This is a genomic window from Pseudoxanthomonas sp. 134C1, from assembly GCF_057773065.1.
The window spans coordinates 171,263-184,336 of the sequence record NZ_JBYMTH010000006.1 but is presented as its reverse complement, the minus strand read 5'-3'; the positions used below and the strand labels follow the sequence as shown (position 1 = coordinate 184,336).

16 protein-coding genes and 1 tRNA gene are annotated in these 13,074 nt (G+C 65.6%); 9 read left to right on the top strand and 8 right to left on the bottom strand.

Translation table 11 applies throughout. The annotated features are described in order from the left end of the window. Positions 1-74: 74 nt before the first annotated feature. From AC3DEZ_RS13310 to AC3DEZ_RS13300, 3 genes are all read left to right on the top strand, one after another. Positions 75-1,082, top strand: a complete 1,008-nt coding sequence (locus tag AC3DEZ_RS13310; RefSeq protein WP_447102392.1) for a LysR family transcriptional regulator — start codon at positions 75-77, stop codon at positions 1,080-1,082. A gap of 114 nt (positions 1,083-1,196) precedes the next feature. Then, positions 1,197-1,286 (top strand) — tRNA-Ser (locus AC3DEZ_RS13305). Positions 1,287-1,430: 144 nt separating this feature from the next. Then, the gene (locus tag AC3DEZ_RS13300) at positions 1,431-1,814 is read left to right on the top strand and encodes a VOC family protein (RefSeq protein WP_488388645.1); all 384 of its coding nucleotides are present in this window, start codon (positions 1,431-1,433) and stop codon (positions 1,812-1,814) included. Positions 1,815-1,937: 123 nt separating this feature from the next. On the opposite strand, the gene AC3DEZ_RS13295 is transcribed toward AC3DEZ_RS13300, so the two are convergent. Further along, positions 1,938-2,783 carry a hypothetical protein gene (locus AC3DEZ_RS13295; RefSeq protein WP_488388644.1) on the bottom strand — a complete coding sequence of 282 codons (846 nt, stop codon included), beginning with the start codon at positions 2,781-2,783 and terminating at the stop codon, positions 1,938-1,940. 227 nt (positions 2,784-3,010) lie between these two features. On the opposite strand from AC3DEZ_RS13295, the gene AC3DEZ_RS13290 reads away from it, so the two are divergent. Next, the gene (locus tag AC3DEZ_RS13290) at positions 3,011-4,117 is read left to right on the top strand and encodes a sensor histidine kinase (protein WP_488388643.1); all 1,107 of its coding nucleotides are present in this window, start codon (positions 3,011-3,013) and stop codon (positions 4,115-4,117) included. Beyond that, positions 4,114-4,860 (top strand): LytR/AlgR family response regulator transcription factor, encoded by a 747-nt coding sequence (locus tag AC3DEZ_RS13285; RefSeq protein ID WP_488388642.1) that lies wholly within the window; start codon positions 4,114-4,116, stop codon positions 4,858-4,860. Before AC3DEZ_RS13290 ends, AC3DEZ_RS13285 begins: the two co-directional genes overlap by 4 nt. A gap of 25 nt (positions 4,861-4,885) precedes the next feature. Here the strand turns inward: AC3DEZ_RS13285 and AC3DEZ_RS13280 are convergent, their stop codons facing one another. Further along, a complete protein-coding gene (locus AC3DEZ_RS13280; protein WP_488388641.1) occupies positions 4,886-5,368 on the bottom strand; it encodes a DoxX family protein in 483 nt (160 codons plus the stop codon). A gap of 200 nt (positions 5,369-5,568) precedes the next feature. Here AC3DEZ_RS13280 and AC3DEZ_RS13275 point away from each other — a divergent pair, with 200 nt between their 5' ends. Genes AC3DEZ_RS13275 through AC3DEZ_RS13265 form a run of 3 tightly spaced genes read left to right on the top strand, consistent with a single transcriptional unit; the run spans position 5,569 to position 7,128 of the window. After that, positions 5,569-6,258 carry a glutathione S-transferase family protein gene (locus AC3DEZ_RS13275; protein ID WP_488388640.1) on the top strand — a complete coding sequence of 230 codons (690 nt, stop codon included), beginning with the start codon at positions 5,569-5,571 and terminating at the stop codon, positions 6,256-6,258. A gap of 2 nt (positions 6,259-6,260) precedes the next feature. After that, entirely contained in the window at positions 6,261-6,614 is a 354-nt protein-coding gene (locus tag AC3DEZ_RS13270) for an ArsR/SmtB family transcription factor (RefSeq protein WP_488388639.1), read from the top strand. 22 nt (positions 6,615-6,636) lie between these two features. After that, positions 6,637-7,128 (top strand): SRPBCC family protein, encoded by a 492-nt coding sequence (locus AC3DEZ_RS13265; protein WP_488388638.1) that lies wholly within the window; start codon positions 6,637-6,639, stop codon positions 7,126-7,128. On the opposite strand, the gene AC3DEZ_RS13260 is transcribed toward AC3DEZ_RS13265, so the two are convergent. The 3 genes from AC3DEZ_RS13260 to AC3DEZ_RS13250 form a co-directional block, all read right to left on the bottom strand. After that, positions 7,125-7,646 carry a hypothetical protein gene (locus AC3DEZ_RS13260; RefSeq protein WP_488388637.1) on the bottom strand — a complete coding sequence of 174 codons (522 nt, stop codon included), beginning with the start codon at positions 7,644-7,646 and terminating at the stop codon, positions 7,125-7,127. The two genes, AC3DEZ_RS13265 and AC3DEZ_RS13260, sit on opposite strands and share 4 nt — an antisense overlap. A gap of 100 nt (positions 7,647-7,746) precedes the next feature. Beyond that, a complete protein-coding gene (locus tag AC3DEZ_RS13255; RefSeq protein WP_488388636.1) occupies positions 7,747-8,511 on the bottom strand; it encodes an SDR family oxidoreductase in 765 nt (254 codons plus the stop codon). Between the two features lie 74 nt (positions 8,512-8,585). Then, positions 8,586-9,296 (bottom strand): glutathione S-transferase family protein, encoded by a 711-nt coding sequence (locus AC3DEZ_RS13250; RefSeq protein ID WP_488388635.1) that lies wholly within the window; start codon positions 9,294-9,296, stop codon positions 8,586-8,588. Positions 9,297-9,417: 121 nt separating this feature from the next. Here AC3DEZ_RS13250 and AC3DEZ_RS13245 point away from each other — a divergent pair, with 121 nt between their 5' ends. Continuing rightward, positions 9,418-10,317 (top strand): LysR substrate-binding domain-containing protein, encoded by a 900-nt coding sequence (locus AC3DEZ_RS13245; protein ID WP_488388634.1) that lies wholly within the window; start codon positions 9,418-9,420, stop codon positions 10,315-10,317. A gap of 11 nt (positions 10,318-10,328) precedes the next feature. Here the strand turns inward: AC3DEZ_RS13245 and AC3DEZ_RS13240 are convergent, their stop codons facing one another. From AC3DEZ_RS13240 to AC3DEZ_RS13230, 3 genes are all read right to left on the bottom strand, one after another. After that, positions 10,329-11,144 carry an isocitrate lyase/PEP mutase family protein gene (locus AC3DEZ_RS13240; RefSeq protein WP_488388633.1) on the bottom strand — a complete coding sequence of 272 codons (816 nt, stop codon included), beginning with the start codon at positions 11,142-11,144 and terminating at the stop codon, positions 10,329-10,331. Positions 11,145-11,471: 327 nt separating this feature from the next. Next, complete coding sequence (locus AC3DEZ_RS13235) at positions 11,472-11,696, bottom strand: hypothetical protein (protein ID WP_488388632.1); 225 nt, start codon at positions 11,694-11,696, stop codon at positions 11,472-11,474. Positions 11,697-12,042: 346 nt separating this feature from the next. Continuing rightward, on the bottom strand, positions 12,043-12,915 hold the full coding sequence (locus tag AC3DEZ_RS13230) for a M28 family metallopeptidase (RefSeq protein ID WP_488388631.1): 873 nt from the start codon (positions 12,913-12,915) through the stop codon (positions 12,043-12,045). Positions 12,916-13,074: the final 159 nt, after the last annotated feature.

Sequence of the window (13,074 nt, the reverse complement as noted above, 5' to 3'; positions counted from 1 at the left end):
CATCTTGGGTTGTTGCGTAAATAGGATAAAGCTGGTCTAATATCACTGATTGTTCTGATAATGGAACTATAGTCATGCAGCACGACCTCAACGACCTCTATTACTTCGCCATGGTGGTCGACCATGGCGGCTTCGCCGCGGCCGAACGCGCGCTGGGCATTCCCAAGTCGCGCCTGAGCCGGCGCATCAGCCAGCTGGAAACCGATCTGGGCGTGCGCCTGCTGCAACGCTCCACCCGCCGTTTCGCGGTCACCGATGTCGGCATGAGCGTGCACCGGCACGCGCAGACGATGCTGGCCGAAGCGCAGGCCGCGCGCGAAGTGGTCGATCGCCTCAGCGCCGAACCGCGCGGCGTGGTGCGGGTGAGCGTGCCGGTGGCGGTGGCGCAGATGCAGTTGCCGAAGATCCTGCCGAAGTTCCTCGACAAGTATCCGAAGGTGCGCCTGCAACTGCACGTCAACAACCGGCGCGTCGACATCATCAACGAAGGTTACGACGTGGCCCTGCGCGTGCGCGCGAAGCTCGACGACGACGGCAGTCTGGTGATGCGCAGCTTCGGCCAGATCCAGGAGTTGCTGGTCGCCAGCCCCAAGTACCTCAATCGCGCCGGCCGCCCGCAGGCGCCGGAAGATCTGGCCGAACACGTCACCCTGAGCATCAGCGAGGACGAGGCGCGCCAGCGCTGGGAACTGCACGGTCCCAACGGCGAAGTGCGCCGTGTCGAACTGCAGCCGCGCCTGGCCGGGTTCGACTTCCCGCTGCTGCAGGCAATGGCAAAGGACGGTTACGGCATCACTCTGTTGCCGGAAACCGTCTGCGCCGAAGCCGTGCGCAAGGGCGAACTGGAAGTGGTGCTGCCGGAATGGTCGCTGCCGCAGGGCATCTGCCACGCGGTGTTCGCCTCCCGCCGTGGCCTGTTGCCGGCGGTGCGGGTGTTCATCGATTTCCTGGCCGAACACCTGCCCCAGCAGATCGAAGCCTCGCGCCTGGACTGTGGCGGCAAGTGCACCGAGGCCGCGGAAAAAGCGTTGGAACTGGCCCTGGACAACGCCAAGGCCGCCAGGGTCAAGAAGGCCTCGTAAGCACGCGGGTCGGCTTCATGCGAAAATGCGCGCCGGACGATCCCGCGTCCGCGCATTGCCCGCAGGTCGACGATCGAATCAACGCGCGACGTCGGCGCGGTATGAAAACACAATGGAGAGATGGCCGAGCGGTTTAAGGCACCGGTCTTGAAAACCGGCGAAGGGTCAAACCTTCCGTGGGTTCGAATCCCACTCTCTCCGCCAACCATGGTCCGCAACGGCATCGCGGGGCAGGCATCGCTCCCGCGCTTTGGCCGATGTTTTTCCCACCCTGTGGCAGTGGGCACCGCAGTGCCGAACGCCGTCTCCAGGGGGTCACGCGATGCCACCGTCAGGGAGGCTCGAACCATGCAGTTTCCACCCGTCTGTCCTGAAATTCCCGTCGCCGATTTGACGCGGGCTTTGGCCTACTATCGGGACCAGCTCGGCTTCATGATCGACTGGTCGGATGAGCAACTCGGCCTGGCGGGCCTTTCACGTGGCGCCGCCCGCGTGTTCATGGCGAGCGCCGAGTACCGGTCTGGCCGCGGTGCCAGTGGACCGGTGGTCCTCTGGCTGAATCTTGCCGACCGCGCCGAAGTCGACGCGCTGTACGGGGAATGGGTCGCGGCCGGCGCCAGGATCGCGGCTCCTCCCGAGGCGATGCCTTTCAAGCTCTACGAGTTCCACGCCCAGGACATCGACGGGAACGGGTTCAGGGTGTTCTACGACTTTGCCTGGGAAGAGCGCTGAGAAATCGACACAATCCGGCGGCATGCAAGGTCACCGCGCAGGTGGGGTGTTCACGGGAACGTCTCACACAGCCATCCCCGAGCCACCCCACGAAGGTGGGCCATCGCATGGAGCCGCCGGCGCCTACTTTTTCTTCTTGCTCTGTACGCAGTTCTCCAGCCACAGCATCCGCTTGAAATCATCGTAGCGATGAAAGCTGCCGGTGAAGGTCGCGTAGTCGCCCTTGCGGAAGGTCAATACGTTGGCGAGCTGGTTGGCGTTGAACAGACAGGCCACGCCCACGCGCGGCTGGTCGTCACCGGGGACCTTGATCAGCACTTCGCTCTCGTCGGGAATATCGAAGGAAACGTTGTACTCGGCCCCATCTTCCTGGATGTAGTCGACACGTCCCTTCAGGCTGTATTTGCGGCCCTTGTGGCGGGCGTTCACCACCAGCGAATTGCCCTTGGCTTCGCGGGCGATCTCGCGGGAGAAGACGTACACATCCTTGAACGTGGTATCCGCCACGTTCTGCGTGCGTGCGCCCTGCGCGCCGGCGGTCCTGCCTTCCTTGCCGCCCTTGATCTTGGCCATGAGCTGGCACATGTACGGGCGCATCGAATCGGCCTTGGCGAACTGCCCCTTCTCGGTCTTGACTGTCATCTCCACCACTGCCGCGTTGCCTTCCTGGCTGACGTTGATCAGGGTGGGGACGGCGCGGGTGAAGTTGGTCGAGCGCTGTTCCACCAGCATGGTGCCGGTGCCCGCGTCCTCGGTGATCACGTCCATCTTCTCGGCGATCATGATGCCGCGGATCTGGCCCATCGCATCGGCCACGGACAGATCGGATACCGTCACCTTGCTGGAGAAGTCGGCCCCGGAGAACACGCTGCCGGACTTGCTGAAATTATCCTCGCATTCGCCGGCCCACGCGACCGAGGTCGCGCCCGCCAGGGCCAGGGGAAGCAGGGAAAGAAGTCTGTGTGCCATGGGATCCTCTCGTGGTGGAAGCCGTCGTCCGTGCGCGGAAGCCTAGGCTTCCTGGCCTTGTCCGCCCGGCGGGAGCGCACACATCTTTTTCGTCGCCGGCACATGACCGCCATTAGGCTGTGACGAACGGCACCGGGCGCGTGACGAACGCCACGGCCGCGCCACGACTGGAAAAAAAGCCGCTGGATGCCTGTACGGCATCGCGGAGGAGCGGTAGGGTGGCGCCCGTGGACAAGCGCCCCTTCAAGATTCCCCTGATCGTCTGGATGGTCCTCCTTTGGTGGACCGCCTACTCGGTGATGTTCGCCAGCCAGGTCGTGGCCATGGGCGATACCGACGGCAAACCCATCGCCTGGTCGCGCGCACTGCATTTCAGTTTCGGTGGCTGGATGACCTGGGTGCCTTTCAGCCTGGGCATCCTGTGGCTGGTCCGGCGGTTCCCGATCGAGCGTGGTTCGGTGCTGCGGGCGCTGGGCGTCCAGTCGCTGGGCGTCGCGGCGATCATCGTGCTGAAAGCCGCCTATGTTTACCTGACCGATCCCGTTTTCCAGTGGTACGACGTCCTGCCGGGTTTCGGGGAAGTCGTGATCACCAGCATCCGCAACAACCTGATGACGGCATGGACCGTGATCGGCGTGGCGCACGCCTTCGTCTACTACGAGCGTGCGCGCGAACGCGAGAAGCGCATCGCCGACATCGAGAAGAGCCTGGTGTCCACCCGGCTCGAAGCGCTCCGCGCCCAGGTCAATCCGCACTTCCTGTTCAATGCACTGAACTCGGTGGCTGAAATGGTCCATGTGGATCGCGATCTGGCCGACCGCATGCTGGTTTCCCTGTCGGCTTTGCTGCGCGATGGATTGAAACAGGATGAAGTGCAGGAGCGTTCGTTGCGGGACGAATTGGCGGTGGTCGATCACTACCTGATGATCGAGAAGATCCGTCTGACCAGCCGCCTGCAGGTACGCCGCGAAATCGACGCCGGATGCCTGGATGTCCCGGTGCCCGTACTCATCCTGCAGCCGCTGGTGGAGAACGCGATCGTCCATGGCATCGCCCGTCGCAAGTCGCCGGGCTGGCTGCTGATACGGGCGCGGCTGGCCGACGGTCTGCTGCGGTTGGCGGTGGAGAACAGCGCCGAGCCGGGCGCGGGTACCGTGGCGGGCAACGGCGTGGGCCTGCGCAGCGTATCCGGCCGGTTGCAACTGCTGCATGGCCCGCGGGCACGACTGCTGCAACCGGAGGTCACGGCGGATCGCTATGTCGTGGAGCTGGAGATTCCGTTGCCGGTACCCGTGTCTCCATCGGTGACGCGGCCGCTGGAGCGGGTGGCGTGAGCCTGAAGGCCGCCATCGTGGATGACGAGCCGCTGTCGCGCGCGCGCTTGCGCCGGCTGCTCGAAAAGGTCGCCGGAACCGGCATCACCGTGGTCGCCGAATGCGTGGACGTGGAGGAACTGCTCGAGGCGGCCCGTGGCGATGCGCTCGATGTGCTGTTCCTCGACATCGAAATGCCGGGCGGCGACGGATTTTCCGCGCTCGCGCAATGGCGTGGCCCGGTGCCGCTGGTGGTGTTCGTCACCGCCTACCACGAGCACGGCGCCCGTGCGTTCGACGCGCGGGCGGTGGACTACCTGCTGAAGCCATTGTCGGCCGAGCGCCTGCAGCAGACCGTGGAGCGGCTGCGTGAACGGTTGGCGTTGCAGGGCCTGCAGACCGCAGCCGCTGACGAGGGCGTGCGTCGCATACCGCTGCAGGTCGGGCAGAGGGTGCAACTGGTGCCGGAAAGCCAGATCAATGTCGTCGAGGCCCAAGGCAACTATCTGGATGTCGATTGCCAGCAGGGACGCTATACCTTGCGGCGCACCCTCGCTTCCTTCGAGGCGGAACTGGACACGACGGCGTTCCTGCGCGTGCATCGTTCCACCATCGTGCGCACCGGCGCGATCCGCGAAATCATGTCGATGGGCTCGGGCCGCTATCGCCTGGATCTGCATACCGGGCGCCGCTTGGTCAGCGGGCGCAACTACCGCGATCAGGTTCATGCCCTGATCCGGCGCGGCATCCCGACCGCGGGCTAGCGCGCTATCGCGGCGGGGACCGGATTCAATCGGTGCCCTCCAGGCGGACGAAGGCGGGGGCAGCCGTATTCGCCATCTGTGGCCCTGTCGCCGGCTTGGCGAACCGCCGGTGCGCATCGTGTGCCGCCACCACGAGCAGCATCGCCAGCAGGGCCACGCTGTATTCGCTGCCGCCCACGCCGTGTTCGCCGACGAACCAGCCGTTCCTCCAGTGGATGAGGAGGATGCCGACGGCGGCGATCAGCGCCAGGCCCGAAGCCGCCCAGCGCACGCCGATGTTGAGTATCAACAGGGTTCCGGCGGTGAGTTCGTAGAGGGTGATGGTCCACACCCAGACGGCGCCGTGTGGAAAGCCCTGGAGTTCCATGAACTCGGCGAAGCGCGGGATGGTGCCGTTGGTGATGCGCACGGCCGCATGGGCCATGAACAACACCGCCGTCAGCATGCGCAGGACGTGCAGCGAGGTTTCCGGGTGAATCCAGGGATAGCCGTTCAGCAGCGTGCGCATGAGGTGGTCCGGGCCAGTACGGAGGATGCCGATGACGATCGGTGGCGGCGCATTGCCGGGCAACGGGGGTGGGACAAAGGGCACCGCCACGATGACCAACCGGACGGTGCGGGGAGCGGGCACTTGCGCCGGTCGCGCGGGCGATCTAATACTTATCCATTCGGGAAACTATTGTGCCCGTCAGGTCAGGGAGAAAACCGATGGATCTGCTGCTGTACTACCACCCGCTCGCTTCGTTCTGCCACAAGGTCCTCATCGCCCTGTACCAGCAGGGAAACGGTTTTCGCGGTGAACTGGTCGAGCCGGGCAACTCCGCTTCGCGCGAGCCGCTGCTGGACATCTGGCCGGTCGGGAAAATGCCGGTGCTCCATGATGTGCGGCGCGGTGCGGTGGTGCCCGAGTCGACCATCATCATCGAGTACCTGGACCAGCACTATCCCGGTCAGGCCCGGCTGGTTCCCGCGGATCCGGACGCCGCGCGGGAAACCCGCCTGTGGGATCGCTTCTTCGATCTGTACGTGCAGCAGCCGATGCAGAAGTTCGTCGGCGACCGGCTGCGCGGCGAGCATGAGCGCGACCCGCGTGGCGTCGCCGAAGCCGCGGCCACGCTCGATACCGCCTACGCGATGCTGGAAACCCGGCTGGCCGGCCGTGAATGGGTAGTGGCGGACATGTTCTCGCTGGCTGATTGCGCGGCGGCACCGGCCCTGTTCTACGCGGGCATCGTGCGGCCCTTCCCGCGCGAATACGGCCATCTGATCCGCTACTTCGATCGCTTGATGGCGTGCCCGTCGGTGCGGCGCACCTATGACGAGGCGCGGCCCTATTTCCATCTCTTCCCGTACCGCGACGCGATGCCCGAACATCTGCTCGCGCCTGCGGAGGGTTGACCATGCGCGACTCGCAACAGGCGCGCCTGGACGCCTTGTTCCATGCGCTTTCGGACGGCAGCCGGAGGCGCATGATCGACCAGCTCAGCCAGGGCCCGGCGTCGGTGTCGGAGCTGGCGCGGCCGCTGGAATTGGCGATGCCGTCGGTGGTCAAGCATCTGGCGGTGCTGGAGCGTGGCGGACTGGTGAACTCGGAGAAGCAGGGACGGGTACGTACGTTCCAACTGGTGCCCGGCGCGCTTGCCCGGGTCGAGGCCTGGGCTGCCGAACGCGAACGCACCTGGCGACGACGCTTCGATCATCTTGAAGCCTTCCTGGCCGCCAGCGACGGCGGCGAGCGGGAGGGCAGCGCGTGATCCCCTTCAAGAAGCAAGGTCCATGAATGCCGTTTCCACGCCTTCCGAAGTCCACACCAGCTTCCGCATCGACCGCAAACTGCAGGCCGCCCCCGCGCGGGTTTTCGCCGCCTGGTCGCGGGCCGAGGCCAAGCAGGCCTGGTTCTCCTGCCATGACGACTGGCGCAATGCCGGCTACACGCTGGATTTCCGGGTCGGTGGCAGCGAGTACAACGAAGTCAGCGATGGCGATGGCCTCGCACATGTGTTCCGTGCGCACTTCCTCGACATCGTGCCGGAACGGCGCATCGTTTACGCGTACGAATTGCTGCTGGGAGAACGGCGCATCTCGGTATCGCTGGTCACGGTGGCGTTCCAGCCGGATGCCGGCGGCACCCTGATGTCGTTTACCGAGCAGGTGGTGTTCCTGGACGGCTACGCCGATCACGGCGAGCGCCGCGAGGGCACCGAAGTCGGATTGGACAAGCTGGGCGCGTGGCTGGCGTCACCGTCCGCGGACGCGGTCGTTGGCTAGCGTATGCGCGCCTGGTCCAGGCGGGCGTCAAGCATCGCCTTGACCTCGGGGCGCTCGAAACCGATGTCCAGTTCACCATCGCGTATCTTCGCCGCATAGGTGTCGCAGGCGTGACGGCGGCGGGCGGCATCATCCACCTTGTCGAGTTCCTCGGCGAACGTGCCGGCGACTTCCTGCACGGCGCTCATCAGCGCGTCTTCGGTTTCCTGGCGACTCATGCCGAACTGGCGGATGCCCAGCGTGTAGACCTCCTCGCGCAGCGCCGGGCCCAGATCCACGTAGGCCTGGTTGCGTGCCCGCCAGGCGCGCAGGCTGTCCAGCCCGGACTGGGCGAAACCGTCATCCTGGCGCATGCAGTATTCGAGGATCCGGGTGACGGTTTCCGTCCGGGTGGTGACGTTCTGGGCCGCCCGCATCAGGGTCTGCTGCTCCGGCGTCAGTTCCACTTCCTGCGCCGGTGCGGACAGGCATGCCAGACACAGTGCCACGCCCGCACCGCAGGCGATGATCGTCTTCATCGTAGTCCCCTCGAATCTGCCGGCGAGCCGGCGGTGAATTCCCCGCCGCCACTGTAGCGCGCGGCATGCGGGGAGGCGAGGGCATACGAGCGTGTCGTGGTTACATGCGGGTGATCGACACGCCGCCATCGACCAGCAACGCGGTGCCGGTGGTGAAGGAAGAGGCGTCCGACGCCAGATACAGCGCCGAGCGCGCCTGTTCCTCCGGCGTTGCAATGCGCTTGAGCGCATGCAGGTTTTCGACGAAGGCCCAGGCATCGGGCGTGCCGTTCATCGCCCGCGCCAGGGGGGTGTCGGTCCCACCTGGAAGCAGGGCGTTGACCCGGATGCCTTCGGCACCGAATTCCGCGGCCAGTGCCCGGGTCAAGCCGAGCAGACCGGCCTTGCTGGCGGCGTAGGCGGCGGCACCGGGCAGGCCGACGGTATGTCCGACGAAGGTGGATGTGAAAATGAGCGAACCGCCGCCGCGGGCACGCATGGCCGGCAACTGATGCTTGGCGGCGAGGAAGGCACTGGTCAGGTTGACGTCCAGGGTCTCCCGCCACCCCGCGGTGGAAACTTCCGGCGTGGGGCCCATTTCACCGAGCGTGCCGGCGTTGTTGAAGGCGATGTCCAGACCCCCGAAGTGTTCGATGGCCGCCTGCACCGCCAGCCGCGCGCAATCCTCGTCACGCACATCGCCAACGATGGCGACGGCTTCGCCCCCGTTCCGGTTGAGCTCCGCCGCCAGCGCGTGCAGTCGTTCTTCGCCGCGCGCAACCACGACGAGCCGGGCACCCTCCTGCGCGAACAGCCGTGCACTGGCCTGGCCGATGCCGGAACTGGCGCCGGTGACGATGGCGATCTTGTCTTGCAGAATCTTCATGGATCGTCCTGGTGGGGAAGAGGCGCCAGTGTGTCCATGGCGCCCCGTCCGGACTCTCCGGTTCTTGCGCCGCCTCAGGCGGCTGTGCGGAAGGGGGCCAGTACATCCTGCAAGGAGACGTGCCCAAGGAACCCCCCCGCGGATACGGCCGGGCGTTCGGCTTCGATGGCGTGCGCGAAGATCACCGCCGGATCCGTCTCCAGTTTTTCGAACAGGCGTTGCAGGTTCGGATAGTCGCGGCGGTCGGCCACGTCGTGGTAGCGGGTCCAGCGGGCGATGCCGATGAAGTAGGCGTCGGCCAGCGTGCGCTGCTCACCCAGCAGCCACGGATGATCACCGAGCAATTGTTCCAGCACGGCGTGCGCGCGTTCGACCTTGCCGCGCCCGTATTCGGTGAGTACCTGCTTTTCGGTGCCCTCGCTGCCGTGTTCCAGGGCGTGCCACAGGGGGCTGAAGGCATTGAAGAAGGTGGTGTTGAGGAAGGCCAGCATCTGGTTGAGACGATCGAAATCGGGCGTGCCCTGGGCAAACGCCAATCCGGTGCCGACGCCACGCGCGCCCAGATGATTGAGGATGGCCATGCTCTCGCTGATGGTTTCCCCGCCCCCGGTGATCAGGGTCGGCGTCTCGGCGACGGGATTGAGACGGCGATAGTCGTCGCTGGTCACCGCTTCGGGCATGGCGATGCGACTCAGCCGATAGGGCAGGCCGAGCCATTCCAGGGCGACGATGGAGCCGAAGGAACAGCCGGAGGGGACGCCGTACAGCAGGGTGGTGGTGTTCATCGAAAAGTCCTGTGGAAGTCGAAAGGGAGGAAACCGGCCGGTGGAGAAACAGTAAATCTGTGGACTTTGTTCGTGTAGTCGGCAAAATGGCGACTCATCGTCCACATTCATGGACTTTTGTGTGATCAACCTCAACGACCTCGTGTTCTTTGTCGCCGCCGTGGAGCACGGTGGCTTCGCGCCGGCATCGCGTCGGTTGGGCCTGCCCAAATCGACCCTGAGCAAGCGGGTGGCCGAACTGGAGGAAGCGCTGCAGGCGCGGTTGATTCATCGCAGTTCACGCAGTTTCACCCTGACCGACGTGGGTCGTGATTTCTACGAACATGCGCGTGCCTCCATCATCGAGGCGGAGGCGGCGCAGGATGCGGTGCGCCAACGGGTCGCCGAGCCCAGCGGCGCTGTGCGCGTCACCGCCTCGGTGCCGGTGGCGCAGGACCAACTGGCGCCCCACCTGCCGCGTCTGGCGCAACGATTTCCGCGCCTGCGCGTGCAATTGGATGTGACCGACCGGTTCGTCGACGTCCTCCAGGAAGGCTATGACATCGCCGTGCGCAGCCACTTCGCGCCCTTGCCCGATTCGGAGCTGGTGCAGCGGCGGGTGCGCCAGGAAAGCATCGTGCTGGTGGCATCTCCCGGCTATCTGGAAAGCGCCGGTGAGCCTGCCGCGCCGCAGGTGCTCGAGCAGCATGCCGGCCTTTGGACCGGATCCGGCATCACGCGCTGGACGCTGGCGCGGGAAGACGCGGAGGCCGATGTCGCGCAGGTCGCACCGCCGCCGCCGCGCCTGGTCGCCAACGAATCGCAGGTACTGAAGGCCGCTGCGATCGCGGGCCTGGGCATCGCCTGCCTGCCGGAATCACTGTGCCGGCAGGAACAGGCCGATGGCCGGCTTCGCCGGGTGCTGCCCGGATGGCATGCGGGTCGCGTCACCACCACGCTGGTGATGCCGCACCGGCGTGGACAGCTGCCGGGCGTGCGCGCCACCGTCGACTTCCTGGTGGAGTGCCTGGGCGGTGGCTGACGGCGCCGGATTCAGACGGAAGCGAACAGCGCGTTGAGTTCGCCGTAGCTCATCGCCCGGGGATCCGCCGGCAGGCCTGGCCCCTCGCCGAGGAATGCCTGCGCGTGATGTCGCAGATGTCCGGCCGTTGATTCGGCCAGGAACGAGCCTGCGCTGAGCCGGCGTACGCCCAGTTGGCGCAGGCGGCCGCGATCCGGCAACGATGCCCGCCACAGGATGTTCAATGGCAACCCGGCGGCCTCGGCAATGGCCGCAATCTCGGATTCTTCGACCACGCCGGGCACGAACAGGCCATCTGTGCCCGCCTGGCGATAGCGCCCGGCCCGTTGCAGCGTTTCCCGCACACTGTCCGCGCCCGCGGGCGCAAGCCGGCGCAGGTAGACGTCGGTGCGTGCGTTGATGAATACGTCCACGCCCGCATCCCGGCAGCGTTCGCGGATGCGTGAGATCTTGGCGCACAGCAGGCCGGGATCGTCGCCGCCATCTTCGAGGTTGATGCCGGAGACGCCCTGTTGCACCAGTTGAAGAACGGTGTCGGCGACGGTGTCGGGTTCGTCCGAATACCCCCCTTCGATGTCGACGGTCAGCGGTGTATGCAGGACGCGGGTGATCGCGGTGATGCTTTCGAACAGACGCGATACCGGCAGCCGATCGCCATCCGGATAGCCTTGCGCCCAAGCCAGGCCGGCACTGGTGGTGGCGCTGGCGGATGCGCCCAGCGACTCGATCAGTCGCGCGGTACCAGCATCCCACGCATTGGCAAGAAGCAGCAGGTCATTGGCATGCAACTGGCGAAACAGGGCGGTGCGTTCGGGGAAGGTGGGCATGCTGGAAGTCCTGGCGGGGTCAGGGAGATGCTGCCATGTCAGGCAACGGCCGACTCACCGTTTTCGGACGTCTACGCGGCCGAACCTCGAAAGGGACAGCCAAAAAAAGAAAGGTCCGGCACCATCCAGGCCGGACCTTGAAGGGGGAGGTTCCCGGGCCGCTTCCGCTTGCTCAAGGCGGCGCCCGTTTCCTTTGCAGAGCGGTCATCCTGACCGTCGCAGGGCGTGCTTCCGGGAACGCGTCCAGAATGCCGGGCCCAAGGCGATACGTCAGTCGGTGCACCGCCCGACCTGCTGTAGGAAAAATCCGATATCCCGCGACCCGTATCAGGCCCGCAATCTGCGGAAGCCATGAAACAGGCGCCATTTGCCGTCTCCGCCTTCGACGTTGATCGCGTAGTCCAGGCCTTGCTGCTCGCGTTGCCATGCCAGTTTGCTGGCATAGGTGAGCGCCGAGATGCGGGAGGGGAAGTGCAGTGGTTCGGATTCGTTGATCGACAGCAGGAAGCTGCCGTCATGACCGGGCGAGTGGGGGAGGTCGAGCGTCATCATGGTGCGGCTGGGCAGCATCGGTTGCCGACAGGCTAGCGACAGCCATGTCATCTCCGTGCAAAGAAACGCCTTGGCCTTTGGTAGCAGTTCCCACGATGTGTGGCGGGGCTTCTCTACACGCCTCCTTCGCGTCAGGCTGCGTATAACTTCCAGACAGTGGCTCGTGCCGACCATCCCGGCACGTTTTCCGGACCGGTTGATGACCTGGAAGCCACGAGAGAGCCCAACGCCTGCGGCAACGCAGGTGCCTGGCGGTCAGTCGCGAGCCCGACACCGTCGCCGTCCGGAAAGCCAGGGCGGTTCTCGCATTCCGCCCCGGCCATGTCCGGGTTCGATGCCGCCTGTTTCAGTGCGCCTTCGCATCCCAATCGCGCAGGCCCTGTTCGATGACGTCCAGGGCATCGTCCACGCGTTCGTCGTCGAGTTCGGCCACCGTATCGCGGGGGCTGTGGATTACCTGCATCACCTTCGGCGGGGTTGCCGGCGCCTTGCCGGCGAACACGGCGAGAATCGGATCAATCTCGCCGCCACCCACCAGCGAAAAGGACACGGCGGGCCATTCCTGCTTCAGGAAGGCAAGGTGATCGGTCGGCGGATAGTGCTCGCCCGGCTGGAAACCGAGTTGCCGGGCTTCGCTGCCCTTGCGCAGTGCGGCGATCAGCGGGGTGTCCGCCTGCGGCGACATCATCCACAGCGTGTCGCCCCAACCGAACACGTCGAAGTTGACATACAGCGCGGGTTTCTCGCGGCCAGGCGTGGTGACGTAGGCGTGCGAACCCAGCAGGCCGGCTTCCTCCAGATCCCAGAAAGCGATCTGCACACGATGATGGGACAGCGGATGTGCCCTGAGGCGCTCCGCCAGTTCCAGCACCGCGGCGGAACCTGACGCGTTGTCGGTCGCGCCGTGGCCGACCGCGACCCGGTCATAGTGGGCGCCGATCAGCAGCAATGGCGCGCCGTCCGGTCCACCCAGATCCACAAACAGGTTGCGTCCCTGCTTGTCCTTTTGTTCGAAGGCTTCCTCGCGCCATGCCAGGCCCAGGGCGTCGAGGCGTCGGGTGATGGCTTCCCCGCGCGCGCTGGTGTCGGCTCCCTCACTGATGCGTGCCACCTGGTCTTTCCAGCTCACCGCGCCACCGCCATCGGCAGCCAGGGCTGGCAGGGCAACCAGCAGCAACAGGCCGGCCCAGAGAGGGCGCAGTGTTGTTTTCGATGTCATTGAATGTTCCCCCGGGAAGTTGGATGCCGAGTATGCACGAGCCCGGAGCCAAGCCATCCATGACCTGTGGGAGATCGGCCGTATGCGGGTGGAGGACTAGAATGTGAGTTGCGACGGCCGCATTCCGGGAATAGGCTCGGTGTTGAGCCAAGGCTCGGA

What these genes read in the sequence shown, in the direction of transcription:
- AC3DEZ_RS13310 (WP_447102392.1), top strand. Translation starts at nt 75, where the DNA reads ATGCAGCACGACCTCAACGACCTCTATTACTTCGCCATGGTGGTCGAC.
- AC3DEZ_RS13270 (WP_488388639.1), top strand. Translation starts at nt 6,261, where the DNA reads ATGCGCGACTCGCAACAGGCGCGCCTGGACGCCTTGTTCCATGCGCTT.
- AC3DEZ_RS13280 (WP_488388641.1), bottom strand. Translation starts at nt 5,368, where the DNA reads ATGCGCACGCTGCTGAACGGCTATCCCTGGATTCACCCGGAAACCTCG.
- AC3DEZ_RS13275 (WP_488388640.1), top strand. Translation starts at nt 5,569, where the DNA reads ATGGATCTGCTGCTGTACTACCACCCGCTCGCTTCGTTCTGCCACAAG.
- AC3DEZ_RS13260 (WP_488388637.1), bottom strand. Translation starts at nt 7,646, where the DNA reads ATGAAGACGATCATCGCCTGCGGTGCGGGCGTGGCACTGTGTCTGGCA.
- AC3DEZ_RS13240 (WP_488388633.1), bottom strand. Translation starts at nt 11,144, where the DNA reads ATGCCCACCTTCCCCGAACGCACCGCCCTGTTTCGCCAGTTGCATGCC.
- AC3DEZ_RS13255 (WP_488388636.1), bottom strand. Translation starts at nt 8,511, where the DNA reads ATGAAGATTCTGCAAGACAAGATCGCCATCGTCACCGGCGCCAGTTCC.
- AC3DEZ_RS13250 (WP_488388635.1), bottom strand. Translation starts at nt 9,296, where the DNA reads ATGAACACCACCACCCTGCTGTACGGCGTCCCCTCCGGCTGTTCCTTC.
- AC3DEZ_RS13265 (WP_488388638.1), top strand. Translation starts at nt 6,637, where the DNA reads ATGAATGCCGTTTCCACGCCTTCCGAAGTCCACACCAGCTTCCGCATC.
- AC3DEZ_RS13295 (WP_488388644.1), bottom strand. Translation starts at nt 2,783, where the DNA reads ATGGCACACAGACTTCTTTCCCTGCTTCCCCTGGCCCTGGCGGGCGCG.
- AC3DEZ_RS13230 (WP_488388631.1), bottom strand. Translation starts at nt 12,915, where the DNA reads ATGACATCGAAAACAACACTGCGCCCTCTCTGGGCCGGCCTGTTGCTG.
- AC3DEZ_RS13300 (WP_488388645.1), top strand. Translation starts at nt 1,431, where the DNA reads ATGCAGTTTCCACCCGTCTGTCCTGAAATTCCCGTCGCCGATTTGACG.
- AC3DEZ_RS13235 (WP_488388632.1), bottom strand. Translation starts at nt 11,696, where the DNA reads ATGATGACGCTCGACCTCCCCCACTCGCCCGGTCATGACGGCAGCTTC.